Origin of the sequence: Microbacterium sp. Clip185, assembly GCF_028743715.1 — a bacterium.
Lineage (GTDB): Bacteria > Actinomycetota > Actinomycetes > Actinomycetales > Microbacteriaceae > Microbacterium.
Genome location: NZ_CP117996.1, coordinates 1398458 through 1418325, shown reverse-complemented (window position 1 = coordinate 1418325; position 19868 = coordinate 1398458). Strand labels below are relative to the sequence as shown.

Sequence of the window (19868 nt, the reverse complement as noted above, 5' to 3'; positions counted from 1 at the left end):
CGAGCCTAGGCTGGTGCGATGACGGTGCAGGTGGTCCTGGTCCACGGGATCCGCACGTCCGCATCCATGTGGCGCGCGCAGCGGGAGACCCTCGAAGCGACGGGCATCGGCGTGATGGCGGTCGACCTCCCCGGGCACGGTACGCGCATGGCGGAGCCGTTCACCTTGGACGAGGCGTTCGCCACGATCGACCGCGCGGTGCGCGCCTCCGCCGAACGCGGACCCGTTCTCCTGGTCGGCCATTCGATGGGCGGTCTGTTGTGCATCGAGTACGCAGGGCAGGTCGATGGCCCGCCGATCGCCGGGTTCATCGCCGCATCCTGCACGGCGGTGCCGCGCGGGCTGGGACTGCGCACGTATCGCACACTGGCCCGCGGCTTCGATGCGCTCCCCGATCGCGGGATGCGACTGACGCAGTACGTGCTCTCCCGAACCCTCCCCGAGCACACCCGTGCGGACTTCGGCGCGGGCGGTTATGCCCTCGACGCGCAGGACGGGGCGCTCGCCCAGCTCGCGCGGCTCGACGTGTTGGCGGCGCTCGCCCGCATCCGGGTGCCGCTGTGGTTCGTCAATGGGCAGTACGACCAGCTGCGTGTGAGCGAACGCCTCTTCCAGCGCATCGCTCCTCACGCGGAGCTCATCGTGATCCCACGCACGAGCCATCTCGTCTCCGCGATGCGCCCGGATGTGTTCGACGCGGTCATCGCGCTGGCGATCGCGACGATCGAGGCGGGTACGAAGGACCCGGTCTGGTAGACTCCTTGTTTGGCTTGCGCGTGAAGGGTTTTCCCGCTCTTCACGACCGCCGCGAAGCGCCCCTCTACCGCTGACCGGCAACTTCCGAGCAGACTCCGAAACGAAAGTTCACGACACGTGGCAAACATCAAGTCGCAGATCAAGCGCAACAAGACCAACGAGAAGGCGCACGAGCGCAACAAGGCCGTCAAGAGCGAACTGAAGACCGCGGTGCGTCGCACCCGCGAGGCCGTCGCCGGTGGCGACAAGGCCGCCGCCGAGAAGGCGCTCGTCACGGCCACCAAGAAGCTCGACAAGGCCGTCAGCAAGGGCGTCATCCACAAGAACCAGGCCGCGAACCGCAAGTCCGCGATCGCGAAGCAGGTCGCCGCTCTCTGAGCCGGTTCCACCTCGAAGGCCCGTCGCTGCTGCGGCGGGCCTTCGTCGTTGCCGAAGAGGAGACTCAGGACGCGTAGGGGGCGCGCGTGGCGATCACCGTGACGAGGCGTTCGAGGGCGAACACGGCATCACGGGAGGCGCCCTTCACCTCCGCGTCGGCGCGGGCGGTGGCCTGTATCGCGAGACCGAGCGAATCCTGGGTCCACCCCGACAGGTCTCGACGTGCACGATCGACCTGCCAGTCCTTCATGCCCAGTCGCGTCGCGAGCTGTCGGGACGGCTCCCGCGTGCCGGCCACGCGGGCCATCGTGCGCAGCTTCATCGCGATGGCCGCGACCATCGGAACCGGATCGGCGCCCGAGTCGAGCGCCTGCCGCAGCGCCAGAAGCGCCTCTCCATAGCGGCCGGCGATGGCCGTGTCGGCCACAGTGAAGGCCGAGGTCTCGACCCGACCGCCGTAGTACCGCTCGACGATCTGCTCGGTGATGTCGCCCTCGACGTCGTTCACCAGCTGCTGACAGGCTGCGGCGAGTTCGGTCAGGTCGTCGGAGAACGCCCCGACGAGCGCGCGCAGCGCGGCGGGCGCGATGCGCCGCCCCGCCTCCCGGAACTCGCTCGCCGCGAAGTCGTATCGGTCGGAGTCACGCTTGATGGCGGGGCACGCAACCTCGACGCCGCCGCCGGATCCTGACCGGATCGCTTCCAGAAGCTTCTTACCCCGCACGCTCGCGCCGGTGTGGCGCAGCACGACCGTCGCCCCCTCCTGCGGGTTCTCGAGGTAGGCCAGGGCCTCCGCCAGGAAGGCATCCGAGCACTTCTCGACACTCCGGATGCGCACCAACCGCGGCTCCCCGAACAACGACGGCGCACTGACGGCCAGGAGCGTGCCCGCCGTGTAGTCGGAGGCGTCGATGTCGGAGATCTCGAGGCTCGGGTCTTCGGCGCGAAGGTAGTCGCGGAGCCTCGCGGTCGCCCGCTCCGCGCAGACCTCCTCGGGGCCGGAGATCAGGACGATCGGCGCCGGTTCCGGGGTCCGCCATGACTGCTGCGGGATGGCGCTGCGCGTCGGGGTGGGCTTTCGGGTCGCCATCCCCCCAGCCTACCGAGGGCGGCCGACGTCGCGTCTGCCCGCTCCCGCCAGAGGGTGAGGTGCCCCTCGCTGACGGCCACCAGGATCAGCCCGTCCAGATCGGTGCGCGCGACGGTCGCGCCCTGAGCGGACAGGAGATCGAGGATCTCCTGTCGCGGGTGCCCGTAGTCGTTGTCGGCGCCCACGCCGATGAGTGCGAGCGTCGGCGCGATCTCGCGCTGCAGCCCCGCATCCTGATCCGCCGAGCCGTGGTGCGAGATCTTCACCACCTGGTAAGGCCCCCGCAGCTGCCCACCCGCACGCAGGGCCCGCTGCGCATCGGCGCCCAGATCGCCCAGCATGAGTGTGCGCGGCACTCCGCCACCCTCGACCTCGACGACGATGCTGGCGTCGTTGCCCGGTGTCACCGCATCCGCGGACGGCCACAGGACCCGCCATCGTGCCGCTCCCAGCACGCCGCTCATGCCTGCCGCGGCGGCGACGACATCCTGAGCACCGACGGCAAGGACCCGCGCGGCATCCCGCTCGTCAGCGGGACCGTGCACCAGCAGGCCCACGGGGCCGGGCACGCCCTCGAGTCCACCGACGTGGTCGATGTCGAAATGGGTGAGGACCAGCAGATCGATGCGCGCAACCCCCAGCCTCGCGAGACACGACGCCAGCGCCTCGGGTTCCGGTCCGGTGTCGACGAGCATGACGGCACCGGCTGAGCGCACCACGATCGCGTCCCCCTGAGCGACATCGCACATGGCGATGCTCCATTCCTGAGGCGTCGAAAGCGGGATGACGACGGAGTCGACCACGAGGATCCCCGCCATCGTCGCCGCAGCGGCGGCCGTCGTCACCGCCGCGATCGCGCGGACGATCCGCGCGAGGCGGGCTCGGCCGGGCGGCAGAAGGAGCACGGTGACGGCCGCTGTCACCACCACCAGACCGACGAGCCCGGGGAGCCCTTCCGTCCACGGGAGCATCCGGGCGGGCAGTCGGTCCACAGCACCCGCGATCCCAGCGATCCACGCCGCCGGCAGCCAGGTGAGGGCAGTCAGCCCCGCCTGCAGCACGGGAACAGGCCCCGCAAGGCACGCTGCCAGCCCGAGCACGGTGGCGACCGGGGCGGCGGGTGCGGCGAGAAGGTTCGCAGGTACGCCGTACACCGCGACACCGGGGCTGACGAGCACGATGAGCGGACCGCAGACGAGCTGTGCCGACAGCGGTACGGCCAGCGCGAGCGCGAGGGATGCGGGCAGGAACCTGCCGAGGCCCCGCGCCAAGGGCGGGGCGAGTACGAGCAGCGCCGCCGTGGCCGCCACCGACAGCGCGAACCCCAGCGACAGCGCAAGCCACGGATCGGCGGCCAGCAGGACACACACCGCCAGGGCGAGCAGGGCGAGTCCGCTCCCCCGCCGTCCGAGCAGCAAGGCGAGCATCGCGATCGCAGACATCGTCGCAGCGCGGACCACGCTGGGCTCGGGCGTCACCAGCACGACGAACCCTCCGAGAGCCGACAGCCCGGCGATGACGCGCCCGGCGCGACCGACACCGCACCGAGCGGCGAGGAGGAAAGCGAGCCCGACGACGATGGCGCAGTTCGCGCCGGACACGGCGGTCAGATGGGTAAGGGACGCCGTACGCATCTGCTGTTCCAGCTCCGCGTCGACGCCCCCGGTGTCTCCGACGGCGAGGCCGGGGATGAGGCCTGCGCCGGGAACGGGCAGTCCCTGCGTCGACGCGGCGAGACGTTCCCGCAACCAGGCGGATGCAGCCGCCACATCCTGCGGTGGCCGGACCGGCTCGACCCGCTCCGCGCGCACGACGAGGACCGAGCGTTCGCCGGGATCCGCGGGGAACGCGCTTCCCTCGATCCGCACGACGGCACCGATCTCGACCCCACCAGGACGCTCCGGCATCAATACCGTCACCGGCACTCCGGAGGCGAGAGGCTCGCTCCCAGCGGACACCGACATCGTGACCGCATCCGTTCGAAAGCCCAGCGACGTCGTCTCGATCTTGCCGACGACCGCGAACTCGCCGCCCACCCGGTGGCCACCGGCGGCCTCGACGGCTGCCGCGCGGGCAGGATCCTGCACGGACACCGACACCGCCGGGATCGCTCCGAGCAGCAGGGCGAGCGTGGCGAGGACCCACATCCGCTTCCGGTTCGGGCGCCCCACGAGCGCCGCTGTCAGCGCGGCCGCGACGGCCGCGGCACCGCAGAGCAGTGCGAGGACGGGTGCCGCCTTCGGTTGCGTGATCGCGACAGCCGTGACGACCCAGGAGAGGGCGGCAGCGGGCACCAGTCGCCAGGCGCGCGGGTCCATCACACCGTTACGAGATCCCGGAGACCGGCGAGCATCTTCTCACCGATGCCTGGCACGCCCAGCAGATCGTCCACACTCGTGAACCGGCCGTTCTGCTCCCGCCAGTCCACGATCCGCTGCGCGATCGCGGGTCCGACGCGCGGCAGCTCATCGAGCTGTTCCACCCCAGCGGTGTTGAGATTGATCGGGCCACCGCCGGCGCTCTCGCCCCCGGCCGCGCCGGCAGGGGGCGCCTGCCCCAGCTCCAGCACGACGAGCTGCTCGCCATCACTGATGGGCCGGGCGAGGTTGACCGCGGCGGTGTCAGCGTTCTCACCGAACCCGCCGGCCGCCGAGATCGCGTCGGCGACCCGGGAACCCGACGCCAGGACGTAGAGCCCGGGCTCCGACACCGCGCCCGAGACGTGCACGTAGACCTCAGCGACCTCCATGGCTCGGGTGGGCGTCACCACCGGTGCCGGTGGAGGAACGGCTGCGCTGCGGAGCATCCCCACCACGACCGTCACGGCCAACACGAGCAATGCCAGCACGACGACCGCGCCGACACCCCAGCGCACGCGTCCTGCGGCATCGGATGCGGGCTTCACACGCCCACGCTACGAACCCGCCTCCTGGCCCGAACGACGAAACCCCCGCGGTGTGCATGCACCGCGGGGGTTCGTCCGATGGGGAGAGCAGCTCGCTCAGCGCGTGCTGAAGCTCACGACCTTCGGCGGACGCACGATCGCCCGCACGATCTCGCGCTCGCCCAGCGCCCGCTGCACGCGGACGTCCTCGCGAGCGAGTCGCTCGAGCTCCTCGCCGCCGATCTTCGCCGAGACCTCCAGCGTCGCGCGCACCTTGCCGTCGATCTGCACCACGGCGGTGATGCTGTCCTCGACCAGCAGCGTGCCGTCCGCCTGCCGCCAGGTCGCGAGACCGACCGAAGGCTCGTAGCCGAGAAGCGACCACATCTCCTCGGCCGTGTGCGGCGCGAACAGATCGAGGATCATCGCGGTGGCCTCGGCGGCCTCACGCACGGCGGGGTCCGCCGCGCCGGCGCCGGCGTCGATCGTCTTGCGCGTCGCGTTGACGAGCTCCATGAGGCGCGCGACGACGACGTTGAACTTCGTCTGCTCGATGAGCGAGGGCGCATCGGCCCACAGCCGGTGCGTGACGCGGCGCAGCGCCACATCACCCTCTGCCCACACCGCATCCGTGGGGCTGGAGACCTCGCCCGCGATGCGCAACGCACGTGCGAGGAACTTCGTCGCGCCGGTCGTCGAGACGTCCTTCCAATCCTTGTCGTCCTCCACAGGGCCGGCGAAGGCGAGCCCGACGCGCAGAGCGTCGGCACCGTGGGCATCGAGCTCGTCCTGGAACAGCACGAGGTTGCCCTTGCTCTTGGACATCTTCGCGCCGTCGAGGATGACCATGCCCTGGTTGATCAGGCTGGAGAAGGGCTCGGTGAAGTCGACGTAGCCCATGTCGTAGAGGGCCTTGACGATGAACCGGGCGTACAGCAGGTGGAGGATCGCGTGCTCGACGCCGCCGATGTAGAAGTCCACGGGGGCCCACTTCGAGGCCTCCCGGCCCGAGAAGGCGGCGTCGGGATCCCCCGGCGAAAGGAACCGCAGGTAGTACCAAGAGCTGTCGACGAAGGTGTCCATCGTGTCGGGGTCGCGACGCATGGGCTCACCGGTCTCCGGGTCGCTCGCCTGGACCCACTCGGTGGCACCGCCCAGCGGCGAGGTGCCCTGCGGCAGCAGGTTGAGCCCCTCGGGGTCGGGCAGACGCACGGGCAGCTGTTCGTCCGGCACCGGCACGATGCGCCCGTCGTCGCCGTGCAGCATCGGGATGGGGGTGCCCCAGAACCGCTGGCGCGAGATCAGCCAGTCACGCAGGCGATAGGTCTTGGCCGCGCGGCCCGTCCCCGCCGCGGTCAGCTCCTCGATGGCTCGCGCGATGGCATTGCGCTTGCTGAGGCCGTTGAGGCTGCCCGAGTTGATGAGGCGGCCGTCTCCGCTCAGCGCGACACCGGTGCGTACCGGGTCGATGTCGTCGAGGGTGTCGGCGCCCTCGAACGGGTCGATCGGGTTGCCGTCGGCGTCGAGCTCGATGACCGGCACGGCGCCTGTGATCGGCGCGGTCGTGTCCACGACGATCTTGACGGGCAGATCGAACGCCCGGGCGAAGTCGAGGTCGCGCTGGTCGTGTGCGGGCACCGCCATGACGGCGCCGTGCCCGTAGTCGGCCAGCACGTAGTCGGCCGCCCAGATCGGCAGACGCTCACCGTTGATCGGGTTGATCGCGTAGCGGTCCAGGAAGACGCCCGTCTTGGGCCGGTCGGCGTTCTGCCGCTCCACATCCGTCGCCTGCTGCACCTGCGACAGGTACTCCTGGAAACGCTCACGCGCCTCCGGACCGGCGCCGGCGGCGAGCTCGGCCGCCAGATCGGAATCGGGCGCCACGACCATGAAGGTGGCACCGTGCAGCGTGTCCGGACGCGTCGAGAAGACGGTGACCTTCTCGGCCCGACCCTCGATCTCGAAGTCGATGTCGGCACCGACCGAGCGGCCGATCCAGTTGCGCTGCATCTGGATGACCTTGTGCGGCCAGAAGCCCTCGAGCTGGTTCAGGTCATCGAGCAGCCGGTCGGCGTAGTCGGTGATGCGGAAGTACCACTGGGTCAGCTTCTTCTTGACGACCACGGCGCCGCAACGCTCGCAGTGCCCGTCGATGACCTGCTCGTTGGCGAGCACGGTCTGATCGTGCGTGCACCAGTTGACCGGGCTCTCCTTGCGGTAGGCCAGGCCCCGCTCGTACAGCTTCTGGAACAACCACTGGTTCCAGCGGTAGTACTCGGGGTCGCTGGTGTGCAGGACGCGGCTCCAGTCGAAGGAGACACCGTAGGCCTTGAGGCTCTCCTTCTGCTGGGCGATGTTGTCGTACGTCCAGGTGACGGGATTCGCGCCCCGCTTGATGGCGGCGTTCTCAGCCGGGAGGCCGAAGGAGTCCCATCCGATCGGGTGCAGCACGTTGTAGCCGCTGTGACGCCAGAACCGGGCGACGATGTCCGAGTAGAGGTAGTTCTCGGCGTGCCCCATGTGCAGGTCGCCGGAAGGATACGGGAACATGGCGAGCACGTACTTGCGCGGGCGCGTGTCGTTCTCACCGCCGGCGCGGAAGGGGTCGCTTTCCGCCCAGCGCTGCTGCCACTTGTCCTGGATGGCGTGGGCGTCGAAGCCGCCGTCGGCGGACGCGCCTGCGGTGTCGGTCGAGGTCGTGGACACAGAGGGACCAATCGTGGAGTGTCGGGAAGGTGCGCAAGGCGCAAATTTCAGGATACCCGACCCCTAACCGCCCCAGTCGGTCGGCAGCCTCGCCCCCGCTGCCCGCAGCGGCGCCGTGGCCTTCAGCGCCACCTCCGCGACCTCGGCGTCGACGTCCGAGGACCAGGTGATCCCGCCGCCCGCCCCTACGTAGGCACCGCCCGGGTGCACCACCAGAGTGCGGATCGTCATGGCCAGATCGAACGCGCCGTCATCGCCCACCCAGCCCGCGCACCCGGAGAACGCGCCCCGCGGCGCGCCCTCGATGTCGTGCAACAGTGTCATCGCCGACAGTTTGGGCGCCCCCGTCATGCTTCCCGCCGGAAAGACCGCGGCCAGCATCTCCCCCAGCGTGATCCCCGGATGCGGCACCCCGCTGACCGAGCTGACGAGCTGGTGCACGCGTGGGTAGGTCTCGACCTCGAGCAGGCGGTCGACGCTCACCGTCGCGGGATCGCACACGCGAGCCAGATCATTGCGCATGAGGTCGACGATCATCACGTTCTCGGCGCGCTCCTTCGGGTCGGCCGCGAGGTCGGCAGCGAGGTCCGCGTCCATCTCGGGGGTCGCACCGCGAGGACGCGTCCCCTTGATCGGATGCGTGCTGACGCGTCCGTCGCGAGCGAGGAGGAAGCGCTCCGGGCTCGCTCCCGCCAGCGCGATGCCGCCGCTGCGCAGCAGAAGACCGTGGTGCGAGGGGGTGTCCGCGCGCAGTGCCGCGTACGCATCGAGCGCATTGATGTCACCGGCCACATCGAAGCGCGTCGTGAGGCACAGAAGATACGCGTCGCCGCGACCGATCGCTGCGATGGCGGTACGGATGTCTTCGGCGTAGCGGCGTGCGTCCACGCGCGCGGTCGCGGTGCCGCGGTCGGGCACCGCGACCGGTGCCACCGGAGAAACCGACGCGATGCGCTCCGCCCATGCCTCGGCGTCCTCACCGCTGACCCACGTCGCGCCGGCGCCGTGATCGAAGGTGATGAGCGTGCGCACCCTCATCCAGCTCTCGCGCGGCATGTCGTCGGCGGCGACCGGGGCACCCGCCGCATCCGCCCCGCTCTCGTACGACAGCCACCCGACCCAGCCGCTGCGGAACGGACCGGCAGGATGCGGCGCGCCATCGGCCGCGACCTGCACCGCGCGCACCTCGGCGCCGTCGACCGGAGTACCGCATCCGATCCAGCTGTAGCCGGCGTCGGCCGCAGGTCCCGCGTCGAGCCAGAACGTGTGGTCGCGCTCAGCGAAGAGTGCGTGGACGGCTGCGGGATCGTTCGCGCCGTGCACGCGGACAGGAGCAGCGGGCACGCTCCCAGGCTAGCGACACCGCGAGCCTCTAGGCTCGACGGCGTGAACGATCTGCTCACCGCGATTCTCGACGCCGTGCGCGAGGTCGATCCGGTGCTGCGTGTTCTTCTCGCCGGCGTCGCCATCATGCTGGAGACCAGCGTGCTGGTCGGACTGATCGTTCCGGGCGACACGATCGTGATCGTTGCGGGAACAGCCGTCGCGACGCCCCTGCAGGGCGTCGTCCTCGGCGCGGCCGTGGTCATCGGGTCGCTTCTGGGCGAGACGCTCGGCTACGTTCTGGGCCGCTATCTGGGACCCTGGCTGCGCCGCTCGCGTCTCGGGCGTCGCATCGGCGAGGAGAACTGGGCCAGGTCCGAGCGCTACCTCGAACGTCGCGGCGGGCCCGCCATCTTCCTGTCGCGCTTCCTGCCCGTGCTCCATTCACTCGTGCCGTTGACGGTCGGCATGGCGCGATTCCCCTACCGTCGGTTCCTCGCTTGGACGGCCCCGGCGTGCATCATCTGGGCGAGCCTCTACATCGGAGTGGCGGCGGCCGCGGCGGGCACGTACCGCGAACTGTCGGAGCGCATCCACTACGCCGGCTACATCTTCGTGGCGATCATCGTGGTGTTCGTCGTTCTGGTGTTCGTGGGCAAGAAGATCATCGAACGGGTCGAGCGTCGGCACATGGTCGAGCCCGCGTCCACCCCGGAGCCCCGGGCGACCGACGTGGAAGACTGAGGGCGTGGCCGAATCCCGTCGTCCGACCCGTTCCGACAAGATCCTCTGGATCGCCCGACTCGAGCGCCGATTTCACGCGTGGCGTGAACGGGGCGCCCGTCGTCGTGGGCGCACCCCATCGGTCGCGGCCTTTCCCGGGTACGGTTCCGAGCGCTGGGTGCGGGTGCTCGCACGCGTCGTGATCCCCCCTGTCGGCCGGGACAAGGGCGAGTACGCGGGCATCCGCGGGTGGCGCAGCTTCGCCGCTATCCCGGTCGCGTACGGCCAGGTACAGGTGAGTGTGGGCGGTGAGACACACGACGTCGTCGCCGATCGCGGCGGTGTCGTGGACGTGGTGCTGCCGGCAACCTTGGAGCCGGGGTGGCAGACGCTGACTGCTCGCGTGGAGGGCGGTCAGACCACCACGCTGCGCGTTTTCATCGTCTCCGACGACGCCAGGTTCGGGGTCGTGAGCGACATCGACGACACCGTCATGGTCACGGCGATCCCCCGTCCGATGCTCGCGGCCTGGAACTCCTTCGTCCTCAATGAGCACGCGCGGCAGCCCGTGCCCGGAATGTCGGTGCTTCTCGAACGCGTGACGCGGGAGAACCCCGGCGCACCCCTCGTCTACCTCTCCACGGGCTCGTGGAACGTCGCACCGACGCTCACGCGGTTCTTGCGGCGGCACCTGTTTCCCTCCGGCGCGATGCTCCTGACCGACTGGGGTCCGACCCATGATCGGTGGTTCCGCAGCGGACCCGCTCACAAGTCGACCAACCTCAACCGGCTGGCGCAGGAGTTCCCCGACATCCGCTGGCTGCTCATCGGCGATGACGGGCAGGCCGACGACGCGATCTACACGGAGTTCGCCGGGACGCATCCCGCCAACGTCGCCGCGGTCGCCATCCGTCGCCTGACCCCCGCCGAGGCCGTCCTCGCCGGCGGACGGACGGCGGTCAACGATCATTCGGCCGCGAGTGTGCCGTGGGTCAGCGGCGACGATGGAGCCGAGCTGCTCGACCGCCTCGAAGAGGCCGGTGTCGTACGCCCCGGCGTAGGCTGACCGGCATGTGTGGTCGGTTCGTCGTCGCCAACGTCGCGTCGGAGCTCGTCGGAGTGCTCCGCGTCGACACGATCAACCCCTCGCTCCCCGCGCCGTCCTACAACGTCGCGCCGATGAGCACGGCGGCGATCGTGCTGGACTCCGCCAAGACCGAGCCGCCCACGCGGCGGCTCGAGCCCGCGAGGTGGGGTCTTGTGCCGGCGTGGGCGAAAGACCCCAAGATCGGCGCCCGCGCCTTCAACGCCCGCGCGGAGGAGCTGGAAGACAAGCCGATGTTCCGCGGCGCTCTCATCAAGCGCCGGGCCGTCGTTCCGACGACCGGCTACTACGAGTGGAAGCAGCTCGCCGACGGCAAGGAGCCGCACTTCATCCACCCTGCCGACGATTCGCCGCTGTTTCTCGCGGGCCTCTACGAATGGTGGAAAGACCCGAGCAAGGCCGATGACGATCCCGATCGCTGGCTGCTGACTTTCACCATCCTCACGCGCGATGCGATCGGTGCGCTGGGTTCGATCCATGACCGCATGCCTCTGTTCCTTGACGCCGACTTCGCAGATGCATGGCTCGACACGGACACCGAGAACGTGGGCGACATCCTGGATGCGGCGATCGATGCGGCTCCCGACCTCGCGGCGACACTCGAGACGAGGGTGGTCTCCTCCGCCGTGGGGAATGTGCGCAACGACTCCCCCGCGCTGATCGAACCCGCGTGAGCACCGCGTCGCCCCTGCTCGCACCGCAGACCGTTCTCGACCTCGACGACTGGCGCGCCCGCGAGAGCAGTCACACCGATCGGGCCGACGCGCTCACCGCAGGGCGGCGTGCCCGCGCCGCCCGGGGCCAGACGCATCCGGTCGAGGACTTCCTGTTCACTTACTACGGCTACAAGCCGGCGCTGCTGCGTCGCTGGCACCCGGGTGCGGCGTTCGCGCTGGCGGATGCGGCACAGGAGGCTCGCGCCGAGTGGCGCTGGTACGTGCGCGGCGCTGACGACACCCTTCGCGTCGACGTGCGCGCCTTCGCCGCCGAGAAGCGCCTCCTGCTGACCGGTGTCGCCACGATCCTGGCGGGCACCCGCGGGCGGAGCGCGCAGTACGGCTGCTTCGGCATGCACGAGTGGGCGATGCTGTACCGCTCAGAGGCTCCCCGCCATACCGCGCCGCTGCGGCTGGGCTCGGCGGGCACGGACGCCGTGGTCGAGTCGCACGAGCTGCGGTGCACGCACTTCGACGCGTTCCGCTTCTTCACCGAGGATGCGGTGCCCCGCAACCGGGCGCTCCTCGAGCGCGCAACCCAGGCCGCTCACGAGCAGCCGGGCTGCCTGCACGCGGGCATGGACCTCTACAAGTGGGCGGTGAAGCTCGGCCCGCTCGTGCCCGGCGACACCCTCCTGGACGCGTTCGAGCTCGCCCGCGACATCCGCTCGCTCGATATGCGCGCCTCGCCGTACGACCTCCGTGCCTGGGGCTTCGAACCCGTCGCCGTGGAGACGCCGGAAGGCAAGGCCCTCTACGTCACCGAGCAACGGGCTTTCACGCGGAGGGCCGAGCCGCTGCGCGAGCAGCTGCTGACGCACGTGCGTCGGGCGTTGGCCGCCTGAGCGGAAGGCTCAGCTCGCGGCGGCGATGTCCCGGGGAAGCAGCACCCGGAGCGAGAACCATTCGGCGCCGGCGTCGACCGATACCGATCCGCCGTAGGTCTCCGCCGCCGCCTCGATGTTGCGCAGTCCGTAGCCGTGTCCGTCGCCGGCCTTGCGCGTGATGATGCGGCCATCCCGCCGACGCAGATGCCCGTCGAACGTGTTCTCGACCCGGAGCATCACGAAGTCGTCGTGCGCGAAGAGGGAGAACTTCACCATCCGCTGCGATTCGGCTAGCCGTGCCGTCGCCTCGAACGCGTTGTCGAGGGCGTTGCCCGCGATCGCCGTGATGTCCAGCGGACGCAACCCCGCCAGCAACCGCCCGTCGGCGACCGTCGCGACGTGGATGCTCTGCTCGCGCGCGTACATGAGCTTGGCGGTCAGAACCGCGTCGAGCACGTCGTTGCCGGTGCGCACCTGCGTCGCGTAGTCGCGGATCGACGTCTCGAGGTCGTCGAGGATGCGCAGGCGGGACTGCGGATCCTGCTCGGCGCGGATCGCGTCCAGGTGGTGCTTCATGTCGTGGTACTTGCGGTTGACTTCATCGATCGTGCGCCGCGACATCTCGTACTGCTGGTGCTGGCTCGTCAGCAACCTCGCCATCGCATCGGCCTCGCGGCGCGCCTGGAAGCCGCGGCGCACCTCGTGCTGCACGTAGAGGGCGATGTAGCCGCAGAGATCGACGAGCGTTCTGATGTACAGGATCTCGTGCCCGATGCGGCCGCTGAACGGTGTGGCGGTGGTCACGAAGCTGAGGTTGGAGATGATGAACGTTGCGGACGCGATCGAGAACGCGGCGACGAGATCGGCATAGCCCACCTCGAAAACCTCTCCGCGCACCAGATGACGCCGTTCCGCGAGCCAGGCGAGCCCCAGCATCCCGCCATAGGTGAGAACCATCATCGTGGTCTTCACCTCGGCCGGCGCATCGAGGTAGAACCGGTCGAGCTGCCAGTGGATGGATGCGGTGAGCTCCGCGAGCACGAAGGCCCGGGCCGTGAGGTAGCCGGCGGTCACCGGGGAGACACGAAGCGTGGCGTACAGCATCGCGAACATCACGAGGACGGCTGCCAGCATCCCCGGGATCCACAGCGCGAGGGAGAGGCGTCCGGCCGCTTCCTGCACGGCGAGCAGCGCCAGCAGTCCCGCAGCCGATGCGGCGGCCGTGACCCACCAGCTCGCTCGTCGGGCGACGATCAGCACGAAGACGAAGCAGGCGCCCCACTCCGCGATGGCCGTGAAGCTGCGGGGGATGTCGGCGACGTAGAGCTCATTCATGCCGTGATCCCGCGCGTGCCGATATAGGCGGCCAGGGCTGCCAGGAAGTCCTTCTTGCGCGGCCGGCTGATCTGCAGCCGCACACCGCCGCGGATGCGGCAGTCGTTGCCCTCCACGCCGGTCACGTGACGCAGGTTCACGAGGTATCCGCTGTTGCAGCGGAAGAAGTCCTCGCCCTCCAGCTCGCCCTCCATCGCCTTCAGCGACGTGGCCACGGTGTAATCGCTGTCGAGTGTGTGGATCAGCACATTGTGCTTGGCACTCTCGAGATACAGCACGTCGGCGATGTCGAGGCGGTGACGATCGCCGTCGGCCGCGGTGAAGAGCATGTGCCGGCGTTCGCGCCTGCGCAGGCGCACGAGGCAGCGCGCGAGCTCCTGCGCGAAGACCGGGTAGGACACCGGTTTGAGCAGATAGCTCAGGGCATCCACTTCGTAGCCGCTGACCGCGTACTGCGGCGACGCGGTCACGAAGACGATGAGCACCTCACTGTCGACCTCGCGGATGCGGCGCGCGGCCGTCATGCCGTCCACACGCGCCATCTGGATGTCCAGCAGCAGGATGTCCCAGTCGGGACGGTAGTCCTCGATGATGTCGCGTCCGTCGCGGAACGCCCCGATATGGAAGCGCTCACCGTGTTCACGCTGGAACCGGTCCAGGTGCGACAACAGGCGGTCGATGCTGGCCGGATCATCTTCGACGACGCCGATGCGGATCATGCTCTGTCTCCTTCCTGGTCCGTTCTCAACTGAACCCGACGTAACGTCGGGCGAGGTGGTAGGCGGCTCGGGTCACATGCCGGCCCGCAGAGCCCGGCAGATTGCTGCCTGCCCCGACGAGACTCCTGCGCAGATGAGCGTGGATGCGGGGCCGGTCGCGCTTGACCTCGCGCCAAAAGGCACGGCGCACCGCCAGGTGCTGGGGCGTACCCCCCAGGGCGAGCGTCGCACTCACGGTGGCGCACAGCGCGCGGACGTAGTGCAGTTGCGCGGCGTAGAGCTGTGGCGGGACGCTCCCGGCCCGCACGTCCTCGATGCTCGGCAGGGTCTCCAGTGCGAGGCGGTTCACGCGCAGCTGCTGGTCGACGCGGGCCAGCATGACCTCCGGCGCGACCGACTGGCCAGACCGGCCGATGTAGTAGTGGTACAGCGCGACGGGCACGTAGTACATGCGACGTACGCGCGTGAGCGGACGCAGGACGTACAGGCTGTCGACGTAGAACGTGTGGCGAGGCAGATTCAGCTCCACCTCGCGCAGCAACGCCGTGCGGTAGATGACCGCGTGCATCATCAGATACTGTCGGCGCCCGAAGCGCTGCGTGTCCTCCCACCCGAAGACCCGCTCGGCCGGGAACACCGTGCCGAAGCGCGTGACGCGCGCCGGCTTGTCCACGCGGTCATGCACGAAGTCCGTGAACAACGCGTCTACTCCCCCCGCCTCCTCCAGCCGCTCGAGGACGTCGAGCACCCGCGCGAGAGCAGTGGACGACAGCCAGTCGTCGGCGTCGAGCACCTTGACGTACCGTCCGCGCGCGTGTGCGACGCCGGTGTCGATGGCTGCCCCGTGCCCGCCGTTGACCTGGTGCACCACACGAATCCGGTCGGGATACGTGTGCGCATACGATTCGGCGAGTATCCCGGTGGCGTCCGTGGAGCCGTCATCGACGACGATGACCTCGACGCGGGCGTCGCTGACGCAGAGCGCGGCGAGAGCGCGACCGAGGAGCTCTGCACAGTTGTAGGCGGGCACGGCCACCGTCAGCAGGAGCGATGACACCTGGGCACCCTCCGTCCGGCGCAGCGCGCGCCGGCAGCAAGCTGCGCGCACGGCGATGATGAGGAGCCGGCCGCGGGTTCGACCGATCTCCCCATCGATCGTAGACGGGACGCAGTTCACGCGAGGAAGCCGCGGCTCGTCTCAGCTGAACCCGACGACGCGACGAGCCCAGTCGTAGGCCAGGCTCGTCGCGCGCCGACCCGCCTGACCCGGGAGGTTGCTCACCGCCCCGAGGAGGCTCCGACGCATGCGCGTGTACAGCCAGGGGTTCTCCGCACGCACTTCTCGCCAGAACCGGTCGCGCTCCACGAGGTGATCCGCGGTCCCGGCGCGGGCCAACGTCGCGCTCGTGACCGCGCACACCCCCTCCACGTGGTGCAGCAGAGCCCGGTACAACTGCGCCGGTACCTCGCCGCGCGCGACCGAGTGCGGCGAGGGGAGCGCAGCCAGCGCCAGTCTGTTCACCCGCAGCTGCTGCTCCACCCGTCGCACCATGACCTCGGGCGCCACGGACTGGCCCGGCCGGCCGACGTGATAGCGGTAGAGCGGGATCGGCAGGTACCGCATCCGGCGCACCCGCGCCAGCGGAGTGACCACGTAGAGGTTGTCGACGTAGAAGGTGTGCTCCGGCAGGCGCAGCCCGCTCGCGCGCACGAGCTCCGTCCGGTAGACGATCGCGTGCATCATGAGCACCTGACGGCGTCCGAACCGCTCCGTGTCGGCCCATTCGAACACGCCGCCCGAAGGGAACACCGAGTCGAAACGAGCCGGACGCGCCGATTTGCCGACGCGCTCATGGACGAAGTCCGTGAACACCGCATCCACGTCCTCGCTCTGGAGTGCACTGAGCTCGCGCACCAGGCGGGCGAGCGAGGCGATGTCGAGCCAGTCATCCGCATCGAGGATCTTCACGAACGCGCCGCGCGCCTCGGCGACCCCCGCGTTGATGGCGCCGCCGTGCCCACGGTTCGGCTGGTGGATCACCCGGCGCGTTGCGGGGCGCCGCGCAGCCCAGTCATCCGCGAGCGCCCCGGTGGCATCCGTCGAGCCGTCGTCGACGACGATCACCTCGACGCCGGCGACCGCGTCGAGCTCCGACAGCGCGCGCCCCAGGTAGGCCTCGGCGTTGAACGCCGGCACCACGATGGACAGCGCGGGCCCGACCGAGGGAAGGTCCGTCATCGCTCGACCTTGTCGCCGGGCTCCGCCACCACCTCGATCTCCGTCGGCACCTGACGGAAGATCACCTTGAAGATCGGGTAGAACACCCAGAACGAGATCGCCGCGTTGATGATCATCGTCAGCACATCGGCCACGACCGATCCGCTCGATCCCCATCCGAGCGTCACCATGAAGAAGTCGTAGATCGGCGCCTTGTAGAAGCCCTGCGCGGCGGCGGCGATGAAGGTGATCGCCACGTAGGCCACCGTGTACCAGCCGGCGGCGACCCACACCGATGTATTCGACTTGAACGTGATGTTGCGCTGCAGGAAGAAGTTGATGACCTGCGCGATGAGCAGGGTGATCTGCACCGCCAGGAAGTACGCCAGTCCGCCGCCGCCGGCGGGAAGCGCGCCCGCCGCGTAGTCGAACATGTAGTACTGGCTGCCGTCGACGTTCGAACCGACGGGGAGCACCTGGAAGCCCACCTCCGTGAGACCCGTGAAGCTCGCGAAGGCCCAGCGGAAGATCGGCATGAGCGCCAGCTGCAGCACGGTGACGCCGTTGGACAGCAGTAGGAACATGATGAACTTCGACAGTTCCGGACGTGAGGTCTGGAATCGACCCCACCATTTCGTGATGGCGGTGATCATCGTGCACTCCTGTTCCCTGCGGCGGCGTCGAACGCCTTCTTCGTCGCCTTCTCATCGCGTCGGCCCCCGAAGTAGGCGGCGATCACCCGCCCGAGGCCGCGCAGCGTCTGCCCGTTCACGAGCGTCAGCACGGCTCCGGTGAGCCGGCGGGTGGCGAGCCCGCCGCTCATCTTGGAGATGACCCGGAACGGGCCGTTCAGCAGGAACAGCACGTTCAGGTCGGGGGTACCGGCCGCGTCGGCCTTGCGACGGCGGCCGTCGAGGATGCGGAATCCGAGCCGGCCGAGGGGGCTGCGCGACTCGGCGAGACGATCCATCGGATCGTTCTCGCCCAGCGGACCCGCGGGCCACCGGGGATCCGGCACCTCGCGTCCCAGCAGCGCCGCGAACTCGGCATCCGTCGGCGAGGCTCCCGTGTGCACGGTCGGCGCTACGACCACACCGTCGCGTTCGATGGTCGTCGACAGCTCGAGCGCTTGCACGTGTGCGCCGACAGCGATCTCGTAGACGCCCCGCTCGACGACCCACGCGTTCGACGCGGCGTCGAAGACCCGGAAGGTGCGCTCACCGAACGGCAGCGAGACACGGCGCGACTCGCCCGCCTCCAGCCGCACTTTCACGTATCCCTTCAGCTCGCGCCGCGGGCGCATCAGCGCGCTGTCTCCGACTCGACCGACGTACATCTGCACCACGTCGCTCCCGGAACGAGAGCCGGTGTTGGTCACCGTGACGTGAGCGCCGTCGGCATCCACCTCGAGATCCGAATAGGCGAATCGCGTGTAACTCAGGCCGAACCCGAACGGGAAGGCGACCGGGACGCCAGCCGTGTCGTAATGCCGATAGCCGACGAAGGGCCCCTCCCGGTACTCGGCCGTGCGTGCTGCGCTCGGGAACGTCTCGGCCGTGGGGGTGTCGGCGAGTGCGCGGGGCATCGTCTCCGCCAGCCGGCCACCCGGGTCGACGGTGCCGGTCAGCACGTCCACGATGGCTTCGGCACCGGCCTGGCCGCCGAGGTACGCGTGCAGCAGCGCGGCCGCGTCCGTCGCCCACGGGGTCGAGACCACTCCCCCGGCGCTGATCAGCACGACCGTGCGCGGGTTCACTCGGTGCACGTCGTGCAACAGGCGTACCTGCTCTGCAGGCAGGTCGAGGCTCGTGCGGTCCATCCCCTCCGACTCGGCGATCTCGGGGAGTCCGAGGCTCAGCACCACCACGTCGGCACGGCCTGCGAGGGTGAGGGCCTCGGCACGCAGCGCCTCGTCGGGACGGCCGTCGCGGCGGAATCCCTCCGCGACGCCGACGACCTCGAGGGACGAGTTCGGCAGCACGTCGGCGAGGGTCGGGAGCGTCGTGGGGTTGACGAGGGAGGATCCGGCGCCCTGATAGCGGGGCTCCGTGGCGAACGCGCCGACGAGTGCCACGCGCGTGCCTGCAGCGAGCGGCAGCAGGTCGTCCTCGTTGCGCAGCAGCACCGCGGACTCCGCGGCGGCACGACGGGCAAGCGCGTGGTGAGCGGGCAGGTCGACGATCGCCGCCGCGCGCTCGGTCACGCGGCGCACCAGGTCGATGAGTTCGGCGACGCGAGCATCCAGATCGGCGATGGCGAGCCGGCCGGACTCGACCGCGTCGACGATCTCGCGGGCCGAGTCGAAGCCGGGCGACGGCATCTCGAGCGCGGCGCCCGCGGCGACGGCGGCGACGGCGTCGTTCGAGCCGCCCCAGTCGGAGATGACAGCGCCGTCGAAGCCCCACTCCTCGCGGAGGATCTCCGTCAGCAGGTGAGCGTTCTCGTGGGCGTAGACGCCGTTGACGAGGTTGTACGAGGACATGATCGCCCAGGGGCCGGCCTCGCGGACGACGATCTCGAAAGCGGTCAGGTAGATCTCGCGCAGGGTGCGCTCGTCGACGACGGAGTCGCTGACCATGCGCCGCAGCTCCTGGCTGTTGACCGCGAAATGCTTGGGAGTGGCCGCGACGCCCTCGGACTGGATGCCGCGGACGTAGGCGGCAGCCAGACGGCCTGCAAGCTCCGGGTCTTCGGAGAAGTACTCGAAGCTGCGGCCGCCGAGGGGGCTGCGCTTGATGTTCAGGCCGGGTCCGAGCAGCACGCCGACGCCCTGCGCGGACGCCTCGCGGCCGAGGGCCGCACCGATCTGCTCGGCCAGTTCGTCATCCCAGCTGCCGGCGATGGTCGCGGCGGTCGGGAAGCAGGTGGCAGGTTCTGAGCCGTTGATGCCGAGGTGGTCGGCCGATCCCACCTGCTTGCGCACACCGTGAGGACCGTCTGCCAGCCACACGGGCGGCAGCGCGATGCGTTCGATCGCTCGCGTCTGCCATGTGTTGGCGCCGCTGAGCAGGGCCGCTTTCTCGAGCAGCGAGAGACTCGCTACGAGCGAGGGGGTGTCTTTCACAATGGGTCTTTCTTGGTCGTTCGC

Annotated in this window: 17 protein-coding genes; 6 read left to right on the top strand and 11 right to left on the bottom strand. The window is 69.6% G+C overall.

The features are described from left to right. The first annotated feature begins 18 nt into the window (after positions 1–18). Together PQV94_RS06795 and rpsT are read left to right on the top strand one after the other, a co-directional pair. Positions 19–756 carry an alpha/beta fold hydrolase gene (locus tag PQV94_RS06795; protein WP_274288006.1) on the top strand — a complete coding sequence of 246 codons (738 nt, stop codon included), beginning with the start codon at positions 19–21 and terminating at the stop codon, positions 754–756. A 117-nt stretch (positions 757–873) separates the two neighbouring features. Next, positions 874–1134: a 30S ribosomal protein S20 gene (gene rpsT / locus PQV94_RS06790; protein WP_274288005.1), complete on the top strand. Its 261-nt coding sequence runs from the start codon at positions 874–876 to the stop codon at positions 1132–1134. A 64-nt stretch (positions 1135–1198) separates the two neighbouring features. Here rpsT and holA read toward each other — a convergent pair whose 3' ends face one another. The 5 genes from holA to PQV94_RS06765 all read right to left on the bottom strand — a co-directional run bounded on the left by holA (position 1199) and on the right by PQV94_RS06765 (position 9158). Beyond that, positions 1199–2224, bottom strand: coding sequence for a DNA polymerase III subunit delta (holA, locus tag PQV94_RS06785; RefSeq protein ID WP_274288004.1), 1026 nt, complete (start codon positions 2222–2224; stop codon positions 1199–1201). Beyond that, positions 2140–4542 carry a ComEC/Rec2 family competence protein gene (locus PQV94_RS06780; RefSeq protein ID WP_274288003.1) on the bottom strand — a complete coding sequence of 801 codons (2403 nt, stop codon included), beginning with the start codon at positions 4540–4542 and terminating at the stop codon, positions 2140–2142. Before PQV94_RS06780 ends, holA begins: the two co-directional genes overlap by 85 nt. Beyond that, the gene (locus PQV94_RS06775) at positions 4542–5129 is read right to left on the bottom strand and encodes a ComEA family DNA-binding protein (RefSeq protein WP_274288002.1); all 588 of its coding nucleotides are present in this window, start codon (positions 5127–5129) and stop codon (positions 4542–4544) included. The genes PQV94_RS06780 and PQV94_RS06775 overlap by 1 nt, the downstream gene beginning before the upstream one ends. A 96-nt stretch (positions 5130–5225) precedes the next feature. Beyond that, a complete protein-coding gene (gene leuS / locus PQV94_RS06770; protein ID WP_274288001.1) occupies positions 5226–7814 on the bottom strand; it encodes a leucine--tRNA ligase in 2589 nt (862 codons plus the stop codon). A gap of 63 nt (positions 7815–7877) precedes the next feature. Further along, complete coding sequence (locus PQV94_RS06765; protein WP_274288000.1) at positions 7878–9158, bottom strand: anthranilate synthase component I family protein; 1281 nt, start codon at positions 9156–9158, stop codon at positions 7878–7880. 42 nt (positions 9159–9200) lie between these two features. Between PQV94_RS06765 and PQV94_RS06760 the strand changes: the two genes are divergently transcribed. Genes PQV94_RS06760 through PQV94_RS06745 form a run of 4 tightly spaced genes read left to right on the top strand, consistent with a single transcriptional unit; the run spans position 9201 to position 12526 of the window. After that, entirely contained in the window at positions 9201–9881 is a 681-nt protein-coding gene (locus tag PQV94_RS06760) for a DedA family protein (RefSeq protein WP_274287999.1), read from the top strand. Between the two features lie 4 nt (positions 9882–9885). Further along, positions 9886–10926, top strand: coding sequence for an App1 family protein (locus PQV94_RS06755; RefSeq protein ID WP_274287998.1), 1041 nt, complete (start codon positions 9886–9888; stop codon positions 10924–10926). A 5-nt stretch (positions 10927–10931) separates the two neighbouring features. Further along, entirely contained in the window at positions 10932–11639 is a 708-nt protein-coding gene (locus tag PQV94_RS06750) for an SOS response-associated peptidase (RefSeq protein ID WP_274287997.1), read from the top strand. Further along, entirely contained in the window at positions 11636–12526 is an 891-nt protein-coding gene (locus tag PQV94_RS06745) for a 3-methyladenine DNA glycosylase (RefSeq protein ID WP_274287996.1), read from the top strand. The genes PQV94_RS06750 and PQV94_RS06745 overlap by 4 nt, the downstream gene beginning before the upstream one ends. 9 nt (positions 12527–12535) lie before the next feature. Here the strand turns inward: PQV94_RS06745 and PQV94_RS06740 are convergent, their stop codons facing one another. The 6 genes from PQV94_RS06740 to PQV94_RS06715 all read right to left on the bottom strand — a co-directional run bounded on the left by PQV94_RS06740 (position 12536) and on the right by PQV94_RS06715 (position 19844). Beyond that, positions 12536–13843 (bottom strand): ATP-binding protein, encoded by a 1308-nt coding sequence (locus PQV94_RS06740; protein ID WP_274287995.1) that lies wholly within the window; start codon positions 13841–13843, stop codon positions 12536–12538. Continuing rightward, positions 13840–14562, bottom strand: coding sequence for a LytR/AlgR family response regulator transcription factor (locus tag PQV94_RS06735; RefSeq protein ID WP_274287994.1), 723 nt, complete (start codon positions 14560–14562; stop codon positions 13840–13842). Before PQV94_RS06735 ends, PQV94_RS06740 begins: the two co-directional genes overlap by 4 nt. A gap of 25 nt (positions 14563–14587) precedes the next feature. After that, complete coding sequence (locus PQV94_RS06730) at positions 14588–15619, bottom strand: glycosyltransferase family 2 protein (protein ID WP_274287993.1); 1032 nt, start codon at positions 15617–15619, stop codon at positions 14588–14590. A gap of 141 nt (positions 15620–15760) precedes the next feature. Beyond that, entirely contained in the window at positions 15761–16801 is a 1041-nt protein-coding gene (locus tag PQV94_RS06725; protein ID WP_274287992.1) for a glycosyltransferase family 2 protein, read from the bottom strand. After that, entirely contained in the window at positions 16798–17433 is a 636-nt protein-coding gene (locus tag PQV94_RS06720) for a hypothetical protein (protein ID WP_274287991.1), read from the bottom strand. Before PQV94_RS06720 ends, PQV94_RS06725 begins: the two co-directional genes overlap by 4 nt. Next, positions 17430–19844, bottom strand: a complete 2415-nt coding sequence (locus PQV94_RS06715; RefSeq protein ID WP_274287990.1) for a glycoside hydrolase family 3 C-terminal domain-containing protein — start codon at positions 19842–19844, stop codon at positions 17430–17432. The genes PQV94_RS06720 and PQV94_RS06715 overlap by 4 nt, the downstream gene beginning before the upstream one ends. Between the last annotated feature and the right edge of the window lie 24 nt (positions 19845–19868).